The organism is Sporichthya polymorpha DSM 43042 (assembly GCF_000384115.1).
In the GTDB taxonomy this organism is placed as follows: domain Bacteria; phylum Actinomycetota; class Actinomycetes; order Sporichthyales; family Sporichthyaceae; genus Sporichthya; species Sporichthya polymorpha.
On sequence record NZ_KB913029.1, the window covers coordinates 3250058 to 3266134 of the forward strand.

General features: G+C 71.6%; 18 protein-coding genes. 16 read left to right on the forward strand and 2 right to left on the reverse strand.

Annotated elements, in window-relative coordinates:
* Positions 1-24: 24 nt before the first annotated feature.
* The 14 genes from SPOPO_RS32930 to SPOPO_RS29935 all read left to right on the forward strand — a co-directional run bounded on the left by SPOPO_RS32930 (position 25) and on the right by SPOPO_RS29935 (position 12298).
* On the forward strand, positions 25-567 hold the full coding sequence (locus SPOPO_RS32930; protein WP_019875857.1) for a histidine phosphatase family protein: 543 nt from the start codon (positions 25-27) through the stop codon (positions 565-567).
* A 9-nt stretch (positions 568-576) separates the two neighbouring features.
* Entirely contained in the window at positions 577-1038 is a 462-nt protein-coding gene (locus SPOPO_RS0115875) for an FAS1-like dehydratase domain-containing protein (protein WP_019875858.1), read from the forward strand.
* A complete protein-coding gene (locus SPOPO_RS0115880; RefSeq protein WP_019875859.1) occupies positions 1035-1433 on the forward strand; it encodes a MaoC/PaaZ C-terminal domain-containing protein in 399 nt (132 codons plus the stop codon). Before SPOPO_RS0115875 ends, SPOPO_RS0115880 begins: the two co-directional genes overlap by 4 nt.
* Entirely contained in the window at positions 1433-1828 is a 396-nt protein-coding gene (locus SPOPO_RS29925) for a zinc ribbon domain-containing protein (protein WP_019875860.1), read from the forward strand. Before SPOPO_RS0115880 ends, SPOPO_RS29925 begins: the two co-directional genes overlap by 1 nt.
* Positions 1825-3015 carry a thiolase C-terminal domain-containing protein gene (locus SPOPO_RS0115890; RefSeq protein WP_019875861.1) on the forward strand — a complete coding sequence of 397 codons (1191 nt, stop codon included), beginning with the start codon at positions 1825-1827 and terminating at the stop codon, positions 3013-3015. Before SPOPO_RS29925 ends, SPOPO_RS0115890 begins: the two co-directional genes overlap by 4 nt.
* Positions 3016-3131: 116 nt before the next feature.
* On the forward strand, positions 3132-4601 hold the full coding sequence (locus SPOPO_RS0115895) for an ABC transporter substrate-binding protein (protein WP_084671170.1): 1470 nt from the start codon (positions 3132-3134) through the stop codon (positions 4599-4601).
* A 2-nt stretch (positions 4602-4603) separates the two neighbouring features.
* The gene (locus tag SPOPO_RS0115900; protein WP_156869931.1) at positions 4604-5881 is read left to right on the forward strand and encodes a hypothetical protein; all 1278 of its coding nucleotides are present in this window, start codon (positions 4604-4606) and stop codon (positions 5879-5881) included.
* Positions 5860-6141 carry a hypothetical protein gene (locus SPOPO_RS0115905; RefSeq protein ID WP_019875865.1) on the forward strand — a complete coding sequence of 94 codons (282 nt, stop codon included), beginning with the start codon at positions 5860-5862 and terminating at the stop codon, positions 6139-6141. The genes SPOPO_RS0115900 and SPOPO_RS0115905 overlap by 22 nt, the downstream gene beginning before the upstream one ends.
* The gene (locus tag SPOPO_RS0115910; RefSeq protein ID WP_019875866.1) at positions 6138-6611 is read left to right on the forward strand and encodes a hypothetical protein; all 474 of its coding nucleotides are present in this window, start codon (positions 6138-6140) and stop codon (positions 6609-6611) included. Before SPOPO_RS0115905 ends, SPOPO_RS0115910 begins: the two co-directional genes overlap by 4 nt.
* Entirely contained in the window at positions 6608-8569 is a 1962-nt protein-coding gene (locus tag SPOPO_RS32025) for a branched-chain amino acid ABC transporter permease (protein ID WP_051098383.1), read from the forward strand. The genes SPOPO_RS0115910 and SPOPO_RS32025 overlap by 4 nt, the downstream gene beginning before the upstream one ends.
* A complete protein-coding gene (locus tag SPOPO_RS32935) occupies positions 8566-9339 on the forward strand; it encodes an ABC transporter ATP-binding protein (protein ID WP_051098385.1) in 774 nt (257 codons plus the stop codon). Before SPOPO_RS32025 ends, SPOPO_RS32935 begins: the two co-directional genes overlap by 4 nt.
* A complete protein-coding gene (locus SPOPO_RS0115920; protein WP_019875867.1) occupies positions 9336-10037 on the forward strand; it encodes an ABC transporter ATP-binding protein in 702 nt (233 codons plus the stop codon). The genes SPOPO_RS32935 and SPOPO_RS0115920 overlap by 4 nt, the downstream gene beginning before the upstream one ends.
* Before the next feature lie 171 nt (positions 10038-10208).
* Complete coding sequence (locus SPOPO_RS0115925) at positions 10209-11222, forward strand: hypothetical protein (RefSeq protein ID WP_019875868.1); 1014 nt, start codon at positions 10209-10211, stop codon at positions 11220-11222.
* On the forward strand, positions 11219-12298 hold the full coding sequence (locus tag SPOPO_RS29935; protein WP_019875869.1) for an NAD(P)H-dependent amine dehydrogenase family protein: 1080 nt from the start codon (positions 11219-11221) through the stop codon (positions 12296-12298). Before SPOPO_RS0115925 ends, SPOPO_RS29935 begins: the two co-directional genes overlap by 4 nt.
* On the opposite strand, the gene SPOPO_RS0115935 is transcribed toward SPOPO_RS29935, so the two are convergent.
* Positions 12274-13164: an LLM class F420-dependent oxidoreductase gene (locus SPOPO_RS0115935; protein WP_019875870.1), complete on the reverse strand. Its 891-nt coding sequence runs from the start codon at positions 13162-13164 to the stop codon at positions 12274-12276. The genes SPOPO_RS29935 and SPOPO_RS0115935 overlap by 25 nt on opposite strands.
* Before the next feature lie 79 nt (positions 13165-13243).
* On the opposite strand from SPOPO_RS0115935, the gene SPOPO_RS0115940 reads away from it, so the two are divergent.
* Both SPOPO_RS0115940 and SPOPO_RS34860 read left to right on the forward strand, forming a co-directional pair.
* On the forward strand, positions 13244-14260 hold the full coding sequence (locus SPOPO_RS0115940; RefSeq protein ID WP_019875871.1) for a hypothetical protein: 1017 nt from the start codon (positions 13244-13246) through the stop codon (positions 14258-14260).
* Positions 14257-14835 carry a TetR/AcrR family transcriptional regulator gene (locus tag SPOPO_RS34860; RefSeq protein ID WP_019875872.1) on the forward strand — a complete coding sequence of 193 codons (579 nt, stop codon included), beginning with the start codon at positions 14257-14259 and terminating at the stop codon, positions 14833-14835. The genes SPOPO_RS0115940 and SPOPO_RS34860 overlap by 4 nt, the downstream gene beginning before the upstream one ends.
* Before the next feature lie 50 nt (positions 14836-14885).
* On the opposite strand, the gene SPOPO_RS0115950 is transcribed toward SPOPO_RS34860, so the two are convergent.
* Positions 14886-16076 (reverse strand): acyl-CoA dehydrogenase family protein, encoded by a 1191-nt coding sequence (locus SPOPO_RS0115950; RefSeq protein ID WP_019875873.1) that lies wholly within the window; start codon positions 16074-16076, stop codon positions 14886-14888.
* Position 16077: the final 1 nt, after the last annotated feature.

Here is a 16077-nt window from a genome sequence, read left to right on the forward strand (position 1 = left end):
CCGCGAAGTGAATATGATATTCGCATGGAGACGGACCCCGAGGACGGGACGCACCCACTGAACGATCCGGTCTTCGTGGTCGGTCGGCATCGGTTGCCGTACGCGCCGCTCGACCGGATCTTTCTCAACCAGCCCGACCTCGCCGGGTCGCTGTTCCTGATCCGTCACGGCCGGCAGGAGATGCCGCGCACCGTGAGCCGGGAGCACTTCCTCGACCCGCCGCTGGACGACGTCGGGCGTCGACAGGCCGCGGCCGTCGCGGAGCGCATGAAGCGGTTCGACCTGCAGCGGATCTACTGCAGCGATCTGCAGCGGGCGCGCGACACGGCCGGAGCGATCGCCGACGCCACCGGGGTGCCGATCGCGGGCGAGCTGCCCGAGCTTCGCGAGATCGACCTCTACCGCGACCTGGCCGTCGCGGAAATCCTCGGCGTCCGCGCGGACATGGTCTTCAACCCCGCGCACTGCTCGATCACGTGGCTCCGCTACGCGCCGGACTCGCGGCGCGAGATCCACTCCCTGAACCTCGTCGAGCACCTGCTCGACGACGACCTGCTCACCTACTGAGGGGCGTTCGTGGACGGGCCTGGCCACACCGACCATCCGGCGGCGAAGCTGATCGGCGAGACGCTGCTGTCGTTCTCGATGCCGATCGAGCGCGGCAAGGTGCGCGAGTTCGCGCGGGCCACCGGCGCCGACGTCGCGCTCTACGACGCCGCGGACGCTCCGATCCCGCCGACGTTCCTGGTCTCCTCGATGCTCTGGGAGCCGGCCGGGGTCTCCCTCGTCGAACGGCTCGGCCTCGATCTGACGCGCGTGCTGCAGGGCGGCCAGGAGTACCGGTTCCCCGGCGAGCTGCCGCGGGTCGGGGATCACCTCGACATCGACGTCACCGTCGAGTCCGTGACGTCCAAACCCGGGAAGCGGGGCTCGATGACCTTTCTCGTGCTGCTGACGACGTACCGCCGCGGGGGCGGCATCGTCGCCGAGGGCCGGGCCACGGTCATCGAGCGGAGTGCCTCAGGAGTGTCGGAGTGAAGCCCGGCGACACCCTGCCCGAGCGCACATTCGGCCCGCAGACCCGAACCGACATCGTCCGCTACCAGGGGGCGAGCGGGGACTTCAACCCCGTCCACCACGACGACGAGTTCGCCCGCGCGGGCGGGCTGCCCGACGCGATCAGCGTCGGCATGCTGCAGGCGGGTTACCTCGGGACGTACTGCGTCGACCTGTTCGGGCCGACCGCGGTGCGCTCGATTGCCGTCCGTTTCGCCGAGCCGGTCCGGCCCGGCGACGTCCTCACCTGCGCCGGCACCGTCGCCGACGTCCGGCCCGAGGGCGACGGCCGCGTCGCCGACCTCGACCTGCGAATCACACGCTCCGGCGGCGGGGTCGCCGTCACCGGTGCCGTGACCGTCCGACTGGAGAACTGATGCCCCCACAGATCCCGGCCGTCGCCTACCTGCGAATCGACCCACCCGGCCTCGTCGGCTCGCGCTGCGCGGACTGCGGCGCGGTGTACCTGCTGGCGCGGATCGCGTGTGCGTCCTGCGGGGGCGCGAACCTGACCGCTGACGTCGAGCTGGCGACCACCGGCACCGTCACGACCGCCACCGTCGTGCGCCGCGGGATGCCGGGAGTGCCGACCCCGTTCACCAGCGGCGTCGTCGCGCTCGACGGCGGTGGCTTCGTCCGCTGCACGTTGACCGGGGCCGAGGACCCGGTCGCGGTCGTCGGGCGGCGGGCCGCGCTGGAGACCGGTGTGGTCGGGACCGACGTCGCCGGCACGGCGGCCGTCGGGTTCACGTTCCGGGTGGAGGCGGCATGAGCGCGCCGATCTGGGTCGTGGGCGCGGACATGACGCGCTTCACCCGGTACGACGATGCGGACGTCGCCACCCTGGGCGGCACCGCCGCGCGGGGTGCCCTGAGCGACGCCGGGGTGACGATTCACGAGATGCAGTTCGTCGCCGTTGGCAACGTCTTCGAGGCGCTGACGGGCGTCGGGCAGCGGGTGCTGCACGAGATCGGGATGACGGGCGTGCCGGTCGTCAACGTCGTCAACGCGTGCGCGACGGGGGCGACGGCGGTCCGCGCCGCGATCGCCGCGATCCGCGCGGGGGAGGCCGACACCGCGCTCGCGGTCGGCGTCGAGCAGCTCGGCAAGCGCGGGCTGCTCGCGGCGCCGGAGGAGCCGCGGCCGGCCGAGTACACGCCGCGCGGTCGGGACGGTTCGGTGCTCGACACCGAGGGGCTGATCGGCAGTTCGACGATGCCGGCGGTGTTCGCCGAGGCCGGGGTCGAGTACCTGGCCGCGAACCCGGAGGCGTCGGCCGACCACTTCTTCCGCATCGCGGAGAAGAACCACGCGCACTCGACGCTCAACCCGCTGGCGCAGTACCGGAAGCGGTTCAGCTTCGATCAGATCCGTGACGGCGACATGATCGCGTGGCCGAACACCGCGTTGATGTGCTCGCCGACCAGTGACGGCGCGGCCGCGGTCGTCGTCGTCAACGAGGCCGGGCTCGCGACGCTCGACCCGGGCGTGCGGGCGCGCGCGGTGCGGGTGGCGGCGTCGGTGCTCGTCTCGGACCCGTGGGTCCCGGACGCCGAGGCGCGGTGGGACGTCAGCACCGTGACGCGGAACGCCGCGGCCGCCGCCTACGAGCAGGCCGGCCTCGGGCCCGAGGACCTCGATCTCGTCGAGCTCCACGACTGCTTCGCCACCGCGGAGCTGCTGCACTACGAGAACCTGCAGCTCTGCAAACCCGGTGACGCGGTGCGGTTCCTGGAGTCCGGCGCGCCCTGGCGCGACGGGTCGTTGCCCGTGAACGTCTCCGGGGGCCTGCTGTCCAAGGGTCACCCCCTCGGCGCGACCGGCGTCGCTGGTGTCTACGAGATCGTCACCCACCTTCGCGGCGAGGCCGGCGACCGCCAGATCCCCGGCGCTCGCGTCGGCCTCGCCCACGTCCTCGGCCTCGGCAGCGCCTGCGCCGTCCACATCCTGCAGAAGTAGGCAGGAGCGGGCATTGGTTGCGTGTGTGACGCGGGGCACGTATCGTCGACAACGGAGAAATCATATTCACTTGGCGGGTCGACGCGGACCCGTGATTCCGGGAGGCGACACCGGCGGTGAAGAGGACGCGCGCGCAGGTGTGGTCGGCGACGGCCGTCGTCTGCTGCCTCGCGTTGCTGCTCGCCGGCTGCGGGACCCGGCGCACTCATGACGAGCTGAAGACCGCGCTCGTCGACCAGTTCCCGACGGCCGCCGGGAGTCAGCTCGCGCCCGGCGCCGTCACCGATCCGGGGACCACGCCGGCCCAGCCCCAGCAGCCCGCTGCCCCCGAGGCGCCGGCCCCCGGGGCGACCACCGCGCCCGGTGCCGTCGCCACCACCGCTCCGGGCACCAACCCGAACGCCGGCGGCCCGAAACCGGCCGCGACGACGAAGGCGCAGCCCGGCGCCGGGGCGACCGGCGGCGGATCGGGCCGACCGTGCACCGGTACCGAGAAGCCGATCGTTCTCGGTTCCGTCGGCCAGCAGTCGGGCATCGCCGGCGCGGTCACGATGAACGGCCCGAAGGCCGTGTCGGCGTGGGTGGCGTCGGTCAACGCGGCCGGTGGTCTGGCGTGCCATCAGGTCCGGTACCTCATCGCGGACGACGGCGGGAGCCCGGCCAAGCACGCCGCGCAGGTTCAGCAACTCGTCGAGCGCGACGGCGTCATCGCGTTCGTGCAGATGAATCCGGCACTGTCCTGGAGCGGCAGCGAGAAGTACCTCGTGGCCAAGAAGATTCCGGTGATCGGGACCGACACGTCCTACGACATGGTCTACAACCACCCGAACTTCTTCCCGCAGGCCTCGAGTGGGAAGTACAGCGTGCAGGCCTCGATCGGGGCGGCGTCGACGAGCTTCAGCCCGGAGGCGAAGGCCAACTTCGGGGTGCTCTCCTGCCAGGAGATCGCGGCCTGCACCTACCTCGCCGACAACGCGAAGAGCCTCGCCGACTTGTTCGGCCTGACGCTGAAGTACAGCGGGCGCGTGTCGATCACGCAGCCGGACTACACGTCGGTCTGTGTCGCCGCGAAGAACGCCGGGGTCAAAGGCCTGTTCGTCATCCTCGACGCCAACAGCGTCCACCGGTTCGCCCGCTCGTGCACGTCCGTGCAGTACAAGCCGCAGATCATCACGCCGGGTACGGGCGTGACGCCGTCGATGACCGGGGACCCCAACCTCGAGGGCTTCTTCCAGTCGCTGATGGTCGCGCCGTTCACCGACCCGTCGATCCCGGGCGTGAAGGAGATGAAGTCGGTCCTGACGCGGTTCGCGCCGGGTCTCGACCACTCCGGCCAGACCGCGGTCGGCTGGGTGTCGGCCAAGCTCGTCGAGCACGCGTCGCAGTTCTTCCCGGCCAAGGATTCCTTGACGAGCGCGGACGTCCTCGCCTCCATGTACAGGGTGAAGAACTTCACCGCCGGCGGGATGACAGCGCCCCTGACCTACACGCAGGGGGAGAACGCCAAGCCGTTCGTGTGCTGGGCCAGCACCACGATCCGCAACGGCGCGTGGGCCACCGCGTCGAAGTGGACGTGCAAGAAGTGACGGTGCGTCGGCTGGCTGGAGCCCTGCTCGCCGGTGGCCTCCTCGTCGGCGTCGGGACGCAACTGCTGCCGACGGCGGCCGCGGCCACGGCCTCCTTCGACGGCAGTTCCTCGGCGTACGGGTTGCGGGTCAACGAGTCCATCCCCGGCGCCCCGGGCGCGGACACCGTCCTCGACGGCGGCGGCCCGACGGCGCAGGCGGCCTTCACCTCGCTGGGCGGCGGCACGGGCTACGCGGCCCTGCCGGACCCGGGCCAGTTCCTCGTCGGCGTCCCCGGCCTCGTCGCCGGACTCGGGCAGATCAACCAGGAGCTGCCCGAGTACCCGCTCGCGGTGCAGGCGAGCACCACCGACCCGGAGAAGGAGCTCTCCGCCGACGGGTACGCGATCCGTGCCCGGGTCGGCGAGAACGCCGCGACCTCCTCCGCCGCCGTCGGGGTTGGCCGTGACGCGACCGCGCTGCGCGGGGTCCTGGTGAAGTCCGACGCCTCGGTCTCCCGACGCGAGGACGGGTCGGTCGTCTCCACCGCGACCTCGATCGTCGAGGGCCTGACGCTCGGCCCCGTCACGATCGGGCGCATCACCTCGACCGCGACGCGCACCCTGACCGCGGCCGGCAAGCTCGTCTCCGACTCGGACCTGTCGGTCACCAACGTCAGCGTCGCCGGGACGGCGGTCACCTCGCCAACCGGGGCGCCGGGCGAGGGGACCTCGCCGTTCTCGCTCGGCCCGGCCGTGGACCCGGTGCTCAAGCCGCTCGGCATTTCGCTCATGACGATGGCCGCGCAGGAGGTCGGCGACACCGTCGTCGCGCCCGCGCTGATGATCACCGGCAGCTTCCCGGTTGATCCGGCGAATCCGTCGGCGGGCAACGGCACCTACAACCTGATCCTCGGACAGTCCACCGCGCGGCTGCTCGGCGCGGCCGCGCCGGCCTACGCACCCGGCGCCGGCCAGACACCGGGCAGCGGCGTGACGCCGGGTCAGCTCCCCAGCACGGACGGTCTGACGCCCGACCTCGGCGGCGCCCCGGGTGCAGTGCCCGGAGCCGTCCCGGGTGCGGTACCTGGCGGCGGCGTCCCGACCGTCCCGCTCGTGCCCGTCGGTGCGGTGGGGATGTCCGACGCCGACGTCGCCGCCCTGCTCGCCGGGTGGGAAGGCGCGTTCGACATCGGTGGTCTCTACGTGTTCCTCGTGGTCGCGGGCCTGTCTGCGTTCGTGGTCGCCCAGGGAGTTCGGCTGAGAGGAGTGAGGGCGCCATGGACCTCGTCCGGTGGCTGAGGACCCAGTGGGATCGCGCGGCCGCGGTCGCGTGCGCGCTGATCGGACTGGTGTCGCTGATCCTCGGCTGGGCCGGTGTCTCCGACGCGACGCTGCCCACCGAGCAGATCCCCTACGTCGCCTCCGGCGGCCTGTTCGGCATCTTCGCCCTCGGCGTCGCCGGGACGCTGTGGATCTCGGCCGACCTGCGTGACGAGTGGCGCAAGCTGGAGGACATCCACGCGGACATCCGGGCCGACCTGCGCGCCAAGTGCGAATGACGACGGTCGCCGTGGGCACCCGGGCCGCCGTCCGGCGGGCCGCCGACGCCGCACCCGTGGGCGGGTTGTGGGCGCGGACCGACCTGGCCCTCGTCGTCGGCGCCAACGCCGTCGGGCTCGTGCTGATCGTCACCGGGTGGCTCGGGTCGAGCGACGCCCTGACGCTGAACGCCGGCGTCGACTGGCTGAAGGTCGGAATCGTCGGCGTCATCTTCGCCGGCGTGTGCAACGGGCTGTTCCTGCTGCGCGGCCGCCGCGCGGTCGGCCTTGCGCGCCGCGCGGTGCTCGGCGTGCCGCGGGACCGCCGAGCGGTCGTCGTCGAGGACGAGGTCGCTCTCGTCGCACGGCCGGGCAGCCGGCGCGTCCACCGGCCGGCCTGCCCGATGGTGGCGGGCAAGCCCGTCGAGGCTGTCGCGGCAGCGGGCGAGCTGATTCCGTGTGAGCTCTGCCGGCCGGGGGTCGCCGGATGAGCAGCGTCCTGCCGTTCCTCATCACCGGTCTGGTGACCGGGTCGCTCTACGCCCTCGCCGGCCTCGGCCTGGTGCTGACCTACCGGACCTCGGGCGTCTTCAACTTCGGCCACGGCGCGATCGCCGCCGGTGGCGCCTTCTGCTTCTACACGCTGCACACCACGCACGGGATGCCGTGGCCGCCGGCGATGGTCCTCACCGTCGCCGCGTTCGCGCTGGTCGGGGGCCCGCTGCTCGAACTGCTGACGCGGTCGCTCGGCGCCGCGCCGGCGGCGATCGGCGTCATCGTGACGGTGGGTCTGTTCCTCGCCGTCACCGGTGTGCTGAACCAGATCTACGGTGCGACGATCCGGCAGGCGGACCAGTTCCTCCCCGAGGACGGGCCGGCCGTGTCGGGCGTCGTCATCAGTTACGGCCAGATGATCACCGCGGGCATCGCGCTCGCCGGTGCGGTGGGACTGTTTCTGTTCCTGCGCACCAGCCGTCTCGGGGTCGCGATGCGCGCGGTGGTCGACAACCCGTCGCTGGTCGGGCTCACCGGACAGACGCCGGCGCGGGTCCGTCGCGTCGCGTGGATGATCGGGTCCGGCTTCGCGGCGCTCTCCGGCATCCTCCTCGCGCCGGTGCTCGGGCTCGACGCGACGCTGCTGACACTGCTCGTCGTGCAGGCGTTCGGCGGCTGCGCGATCGGGCTGTTCAAGAGCCTGCCGATGACCTACGTCGGTGGTCTCGTCGTCGGCGTCGCGGCCGCGCTGGCGACGCGGTTCCTCACCTCGTTCCCGCTGAACCAGATCCCGCCGGCGGTGCCGTTCCTGATCCTCATGGCGGTGCTGCTCGTCGTGCCGGTGCGGATGCTGCCGGGGACGCGCACGCTGCCGCAGCCGCTCGCCTCGGCCGCGCGGCCGCTGAACCCGCGAATGTCCGCCGGTCTCGGGATCGCGGGCCTGGTGTTCCTGCTGCTGGTGCCGGCGCTGGTCGGCTCCCGGCTGCCGGTGTGGATCGACGCGATGAGCTCGGTCTGCCTCTTCGGCTCGCTCGCGCTGCTGATCTGGACGTCGGGCCAGATGTCGCTGTGCCAGATCACCTTCGCGGCCCTCGGCGCGACGACGATGGCCCACCTCACCGGCAACGGCGTCCCGTGGGTGCTCGCGCTGCTGCTCGCCGGCCTGTTCACGGTGCCGATCGGCGCGATCATCGCGATCCCGGCGATCCGCTTCTCCGGCATCTACCTCGCGCTGGTGACCTTCGGCTTCGGCGTCTTCATGCGGTACGTCGTGTACCCGACGTCCTGGATGTTCGGGCAGGACCTCTCCGCCTCCGCCGAGCGCATGCAGGTCGGGCCGATCGAGGCGCAGACCAGCGAGAAGTGGCACTACTACGTCGCGCTCACGGTCGCCGTGCTCACCGTCGCCGCGCTGGTCGCGGTCAACCGCAGTCGGTTCGGCCGCCTGCTCCGCGGCCTGGCGGAGAGCCCCACGATGCTCGGGACGCTCGGGCTCGACGTCAACGTCACCCGGCTGCTGCTGTTCTGCGTCTCGGCGTTCTTCGCCGGTGTCGGTGGCGCGCTGATGAGCAGTCAGTACACGGTCTCGGCGACGAGCTTCAACCCGATCCAGTCGCTGCTGCTGGTCGCGGTGCTCGGCATCTGCGCGATCGCCGGCACCCGCCTGATCCTCACGACGGTCCTGGCCGCGGTGTTCTTCTCGATCGTGCCCGGGTACGCCACCTCGTTCGACGCCGAGGCGCAGACGCTGGTGTTCGGTGTGCTGGCCGTCGTCGCGGGTCTGACGATCGCGAACCGGGACCGCCTGTCGGCCTGGCTCCGGCGCGAGGCCGCCGAGCGGGCGCCGCGGGTTTCGCACGGGCCCGCCGCCGCCCGGGGCAACTGGACCCCGCCGTGGCCGAGCGCGGCCCGGTCGTCCCAGGAGCGCGAGCTGGTCGGAGGGCGGCGGTCGTGAGCGGACTGGAGGTCGATCGGCTGCGCATCGCCTACGGCGGGAACGTCGCCGTCGCCGACGCGACGTTCCGCGCGCCGCTCGGCCGGGTCACCGGGCTGATCGGGCCGAACGGCGCGGGCAAGACGACGACGTTCAACGCCGTCAACGGATTGCTGCGCCCCGTCTCCGGGACGGTGCACCTCTTCGGTCGCGACGTCACCCGCGAGTCGGCTGCCGCCCGCGCGCGGGCCGGCCTGGGGCGGACGTTCCAGCAGGTACAGGTCTGCGCGAACCTGACGGTGCGTGAGAACGTGGCGCTGGGTGCCGAGGTGCGGCTGATCGGACGCAACCCGGTGCGCCAGTTCCTCGCCGGGGCCGGGCAGCAGCGAGAGGTCCGGCGCCGGACCGAGGAGGCGCTCGCGGCGTGCGGGATCTCCGGTCTCGCCGACACCCGCGCGGCGCTGCTGTCCACGGGGCAGCGCCGGCTGCTGGAGCTCGCCCGGGTCCTGGCGGGGGAGTTCCGCCTGCTGCTGCTCGACGAACCATCCTCCGGCCTCGACGAGTCCGAGACCGAGCGGTTCGGGCAGATCCTGCGCCAGGCGGTCGAGGAGCGCGGAGTCGGGATCCTCATCGTCGAGCACGACATGCCGCTGGTGATGTCGATCTGCGACCACATCCACGTCCTCGACTTCGGTCAGATGATCTTCGCCGGCACCCCGGCCGAGACGCAGGCCAGTGAGATCGTGCGTCGCGCGTACCTCGGCGAGGTCGAGACGGCGGGCACGCCATGAGGTTCGAGCTCCACTCCGTCACCGCCGGGTACGGCGAGACCGTCGCGCTGCGGGAGGCGTCGCTGGTCGTCCCGTCGGGTCTGGTCGTCGCGCTGCTCGGACCGAACGGCGCCGGCAAGACGACGTTGCTGCGCGTCGCGTCCGGTCTGCTCGCGCCGCGCTCGGGCCGGCTACTCGTCGACGACCGTGACGTCACCGGTTTCAGCAGCGCCGAGCTCACCCAGGCCGGGCTGTGCCACGTGACCGAGGGGCGCAGTGTGTTCCCGTCGCTGACCGTCCGCGAGAACCTGCGGATGTTCGCGCGGCCGGGCGAGGAGCGCGAGGCCCTCGACCGTGCCGTCGACGCCTTCCCACGGCTGGGGGAGCGGCTGGCGCAGATCGCCGGGACGATGTCCGGTGGCGAGCAGCAGATGCTCGCCCTCGCCCGCGCGTACGTGTCCCGCGCGTCGGTGGTGCTGCTGGACGAGGTCTCGATGGGCCTCGCCCCGATCGTCGTCGACGAGATCTTCGCCTTCCTCGACCGCCTCGTCGCCGACGGCTCCACCAGCCTCCTGCTCGTCGAGCAGTACGTCACCAAGGCCCTCGCCATCGCCGACCACGTCTACATGCTCGACCGCGGCCGCATCGTCTTCTGCGGCGAACCCGACGAGCTCGACGCCGACGCCCTCGCCTCCAGCTACCTCGGCGCCCCGGCCTGACCTGCACTGGAGATGACATCTCTAGTGCATCCCCCTGCACTGGAGATGACATCTCTTGTGCACCTGCATAAGAGATGACATCTCCACGGAGCTTCGGGATCTGCCTACGGCCCCTTGCCCTCGACCAACTGTGGAGATAATTTGCAGACTCGGCCGAGGACAGGAGCACAGGTGGGCGCGCAGCAGACGTGGCGGTGGCCGTCGAAGCGGCGGGGGAACTTCAACTTCCGCGCGCTGGCATGCACGTACGAGTTCGCGGCCCGGGACGCGTACCTCGACCGGGAGTACTTCGGGCTCTCGCCGATGGGAACGTACTTCTTCGCCTGCCTGAACGACACCGAGGGGAACTTCGTCGCCCCGATCCGCAAGGTCGTCACCGAGTTGTCCGGCGGTCTCCAGCTCTCGTCCAACGTGGGCGAGGAGAACATGGAGATCGCGCCCGAGGCGTTCCTCGCCTCGCACCGCGGCGTCGGCGTGAAGTGGAACCTGGCCGAGGACGAGAAGTCGTTCGTCATCGCGGCCGCCGAGACCCCGTACAGCCGGCCGTTCCGGATCGAGATCCGCGACGACGGGTTCAGCTGGACCGAGGGCGACCTGCTCAGCATCGAGGGCCGCCGGCTGCGCCTCGGCTACCAGTGGTACACCCCGAACATCGACGAGCGCGGCGGCAACTTCTATGCGGCGCAGTCGTTCGAGGCGACCGGCACGGTGCAGGGTCGGTCCGTTCGCGGCTACATGTCGATGGACAGCTTCTACGGCCCGATCGGGCAGGTGTACAACAACGGACCGATCTTCAACGCCGTCGAGCAGGCGTGGGTCGCGTTCGTGAACTTCTACGACGACGGCTCGTACGAGACCGGCGGGCTCTGCATCGGCAAGGAGCACTGGGGCTTCGGCGTCGTCTCCGACCAGGACGGGCCGATCGTCGAGTCCAACCGCGCCGACGCGGAGGTTCACCTCGACGCCGACGGCTACGTGAAGGTCGCGCGTTACTTCGTCGAGGACACCGAGTGGGAGTTCACCGCCGTCGAGCGCGGGCAGATGCGCTCGATGGCCAAGGCTCGCGGAGATGCGTACCACGGGCAGGCCGGGTCGGTCCGTCGCGTCGGGGACACCCGGACGCCGGTCTCCTCGACCGCCTGGATCGAGACGATGCCGCTCAACGGGCTCGACCGCCGGCGATGATCCGCGTCGCGCAGTGGGGGACCGGCAACGTCGGGTCCCTCGCCCTCGGCGCGATTCTCGACGACCCGACGCTGGAGCTGGTCGCCCTCAAGGTCGGCCGTCCGGAGAACGTCGGCCGGGACGCGGCCGAGCTGGCGAAGCGTCCTGTCGGCACCGGTCCGACGGGCGTGCTCGCGACCACCGACCCCGGCGTCGTGCTCGCGGCCCGTCCCGACTGCGTCCTGTACATGGACCACGACCGGGACCGTGGCCCGCAGGTGATCGACGACCTCTGCGCCCTGCTGAGCCGCGGCGTCAATGTGGTTGCGACGACGATGCCGATGCTCGTCCATCCCTACGGGGCGGGGCCGGAGGTCCGAGCCCGGTTGGACGAGGCGTGCGCCGCCGGAGGCGCGTCGTTCCTCTGCACCGGGATCGAGCCGGGTTTCACGGCGGACGTCCTCGTGCTGCAGTTCGCGAGCCTGTGCCGGGACGTGCGGTCGGTGCGCGTCTCGGAGGCGATGAACGTCGCGAGTTACCGGACCACGTGGCGCTCCGGTCTCGGCAACGACATCCGCACCGACGGGGAGACCTACCGGCCTGGTCACATCGTGCGGGGCTGGGCCGGGACGATGCGACTGCTCGCCGACGGTCTGGGCCTGGAGCTCGACGACGTCCGGGAGGTGCGGCACGTCGCGGCCGCGGGCCGGGAGTTCGAGGTCGCCGCCGGACGTTACGGCCCGGACGACATCGCCGCGCTGCACTTCGAGGTGCAGGGCATCGTCGACGGCAAGCCGCGTCTGGTCGTCGAGCACACGTACCGGCTGCTCGACGACGTCGGGCCGGAGTGGACCCAGCCGGTCGACCCCGGTCGACGCACCACCCGGATCCGGATCGACGGCACCCCCGAGGTGGACGTGACCATGTCCCTCGGCGGCGACGGGCTCGACCCCACGGGCCAGGGCGTCCTCGGCACCGCGATGCGGGCGGTGCACGCGATTCCGCTCGTAGTGGCCGCGGGGCCGGGTCTGCGGACGAACATCGACCTTCCGACGCCGAGTCAGATGCCGCGTCAGCCGAAGAACGTGTCCGCGTAGGTGTGGAGTTCGTCGACCACGGCCTCGACGCTCGCGCCCGTCGGGCGAACCACGAAGTGGCCGACCCCCGCCTCGGCGAGGCGGCCGAGGTGGTCGCGGTGCTCCTCGACCGAGAAGCCGCCGCTGAGGTAGGCCGTCTGCGGGGTGTGGGTCTGGAGGAACAGGTCCCGGCCCGCGGCCTCGCGCACCTCGGCGATCTGGGCGCCGAGCTCCTCGACCGTCGAGATCTGGGGTGAGCGGATCGACGCCGCCTCCTCGGGTGTGGTGATCAGTGGCGTCCAGCCGTCGAGCCGGGCCGCGCGCTCGCGGGCGACGCGGCTCGCGCCGCCGACGATCAGCGGCGGCCCGCCCGGCTGCACGGGCCGGGGGAGGGCGGCGACGTCGGCCGCCTGCACGTGCTCGCCCGCGAAACTGAACGGCGACTGCCGGAAGACGCCGCGGATCACCGCCAGCGCCTCGTCGAAGAGCGCGTTCCGCGCCGCGAAGTCCGCCCCGAGGGCCCGGAACTCCGAGCGGAGGTAGCCCGTCCCGACCCCGGCGATCACGCGGCCCTCCGAGAGCAGGTCGAGCGTGATCAGCCCTTTCGCGGTGAGGAACGGGTTCCGGTAGGGGAGCACGAGCAGGTACGTCATCAGTTTGATGCGCGTCGTGTGCGCGGCGCAGAAACCGAGGGCGCTGAAGATGTCGAGCGACTCGTGCCCGCCGGCGTCCATCCACTTCTGCGACGGGGCGGGGTGGTCCGTGAAGGCGAGCGCCCCGTAGCCGAGCTCGTCGGCGGTGCGCGCGATCGTCGCCATTCCCTCCGGACGGAGGATCGCGGGGTCGTAGCCCGGGGCGGAGACGGGGTAGTCGACGGTGAATCTCATCCGCGAAGCCTTGATCCTGGAGGACGTCCGGAGCAATATAACGATCGTTATAACACGTCCCGTGTTCCCTGGAGGCGCGATGTCCGGCTCCCACCCCCGCTACGGCGACTTCTCGTTCCAGGCGGTGGTCGACACCTACGACCCCAAACTCCGCGACCTGCACCCCGGCGACCTGCGCCACGGCCTGACGCTGCAGAGCCAGTACCTGTACGGCGGTCTGCGTGACTCCGACGGCAAGACCTGGATGCTCGAGCGCAAGTTCTGCGGGCCCATGACCGGTGGACTCTGGATGATGTCGAACGAGAGCGGACACATCGCGCTGCACCCGCAGGCGCTCAACGCCTCGCGCGGTGAGGCGCTGCGGCTGATCGAGCCGGACCGCCGCCGCTGGACGAACCACCTGATGCACAAGCTCGCGCCGCAGTTCGGGATCACCAGCCACCCGATGTCGATCGAGCTGGACGACGAGCACCTGGTCTGGAACGAGGGCGAGCTGTTCGAGCTCTCCGGGCCGCTGCAGGGTCCGGGCTTCCAGCACTACATGCCCGCGCGCGACGAGCCGCTGTTCTACACGACGCAGATCTACTGGGTCACCGGCGTCATCGACGGCAAGGCGTGCGAGGGCTTCATCGGCCTCGACCACGGGTACTTCGCCGCCGGCCAGGAGTGGAAGGAGTACCGGTACTTCACCGACCTCGAGCTCGCCTGGGGCGTGTTCGCCAACAAGCTCGGCGACGGGACCATCGAGTACGGCGTCCTGGTGAAGGGCCGTCAGGGCTGGTCGGGTGCAGCCACGTTCGCGGACGGGGAGCTGGTCGCGAAGACCGACCGCGTCGGCGTGGAGTTCGAGCTCGACTCCGACGGCTTCATCGTCGACGCCGAGTACGACATCGACGGCGTGAAGTACTCGATGGTTGGCGCCGACGGCGGACGGTTCACCAGCTTCGCCGAGGCGCGCTGGGCGGGGTACCAGTCCCAGTCGGTGATCGTCCGCCGCGTCGGGGACGAACGTCCGCTCGACAGTGGCTTCTGCTGGATCGAGTTCTTCCCCGAGCGGATCCGCGCCCAGGGTCTCGACACCCGTGGGCGCAGGTGAGCCGCGACGCGCTGTTGCGTGCCGGCGCCGACCACTTCAGCGCCGCCGGGTACGCCGGGGCGAGCGTCCGCGCGATCCTCACCGACGCGGGCGTGACCGCCCCGGCGCTCTACCACCACTTCGAGAACAAGGCCGGGCTGTACATCGCCGTCGCCGAGACCGCCTACGCCGAGGTCGTCGGCCGCTTCCGCGCCGCCGCCGAGACGGCCGAGACGATGGACGGCCGCCTCGGTTCGATCCTCGACGCCGTCTGCGTCCTGCGCCGCGAGCACCCCCGCGTCGCCCGGTTCTTCGCGGTGATCGAGCAGGACGTCCGCCGGCACCCCGAGCTCGCCGAGCTCTCCGGCGTCCAGGACACCCTGAGCGAGTTCTGGTCGACCCTGCTCGCCCGCGCCACCCCGGCCCAGGTTCTCGCGGTCCGCGCGATCGTCGAGGGCCTCCTCGGCCTCGGCGACGAGACCCTCCCCGCCGCCCGGCTCCGCGCCACCGCCCGAGAGCTCAAACGCGCCCTCGCCGCCCTTGCCCTGCCGGATGTGAAGAAAGGGTGTCACCCCTTACTGCGCAGTAAGGGGTGACACCCTTTCTGGCGCCATCAAGGGTGTCACCCCCACTGTTGCTGCTGGGGTCAGGGGGAGCGGGGGAGGCCGAGGCCTCGTTCGGCGATCAGGGTGCGCAGAATTTCGCTGCTCCCACCGGCGATGGTGTAGGCGCGGGCGTAGAGCCACTCGTCCTGCCAGCGGCCGGCCTCGACGGCGGCGGGGTCGTCGGCGAGGGCGGGGCCGGTGGGGCCGAGGAGCTCGAGCCCGAACTCCGCGATCCGCAGGTTGAGCTCGCTGAACATCAGCTTCGCGTAGGGGGCGTCGGTGATCCGGCTGGTGCCGGCGACCCAGCGGGCGAGGCCGCCGCGGACAAGGGCCGCGAGGGCCTCGACCTCGGCGGCGAGGGTGCCGAGGGTCTCGACCACCGCGCCGTCCTCGATCGCGGGGCGACCGTCGCGGATCACGGTGCGGGCCAGCGCCGTCAGCGCCTCGACGCCCTGCTGCAGCCCGACGACCGCGGCACCGACGGCGGCGCGCTCGTGCGCGAGGGTCGAGTTCGCGATCAGCCAGCCCTGGCCGGGTGCCCCGATCATCGCGTCGGCGGGGACGGGGACGTCGTCGAGGAACACCTCGTTGAAGTCGGCGGTCCCGGTCAGCTCGCGAAGCGGACGGACCGTCACACCCGGCGCGCGCATGTCGAGCACGAACGCCGAGATCCCCTTGTGCTTCGGGGCGTCGGGGTCGGTCCGGGCGAGCAGGTACCCGAAGTCGGCCCAGTGCCCGTCGGTGGTCCAGACCTTCTGCCCGGTGACGCGCCAGCTGCCGTCGGGCTGGGGGACGGCCTTGGTCCGCAGCGACGCGAGGTCGCTCCCTGCGCCCGGTTCGCTGAACAGCTGGCACCACAGCTCGGTCGCCGACCGGATCCCCGGCAGGTACCGCGCGCGCTGCTCCTCCGACCCGTGGTCGAGCAACGCCCGGGAGGCGAGCGTCGCCCCGCTGAACGGACGCGGCAGGCGCGCCCGTGCGATCTCCTCGACGACCACGACGTCCTGCATCGGCTCGTGGTCGTCGCGCCCGCCGTACCCGGCCGGCCAGTCCGCGCCGATCAGGCCGTGGTCGAACAGCGCGCGGTTCCAGGCCCGCAGCTCGGCCAGTTCGCGTTCGTCCTCGGCGCTGCGGATCCCCGCCCGCGGCGGGACGTCCGGCGCGTGCTTCGCGATGACCTCGCGCACCCGGGCACGGAACTGCTCCAGGCCCGCGTTCGAGGAGTCAGCCACG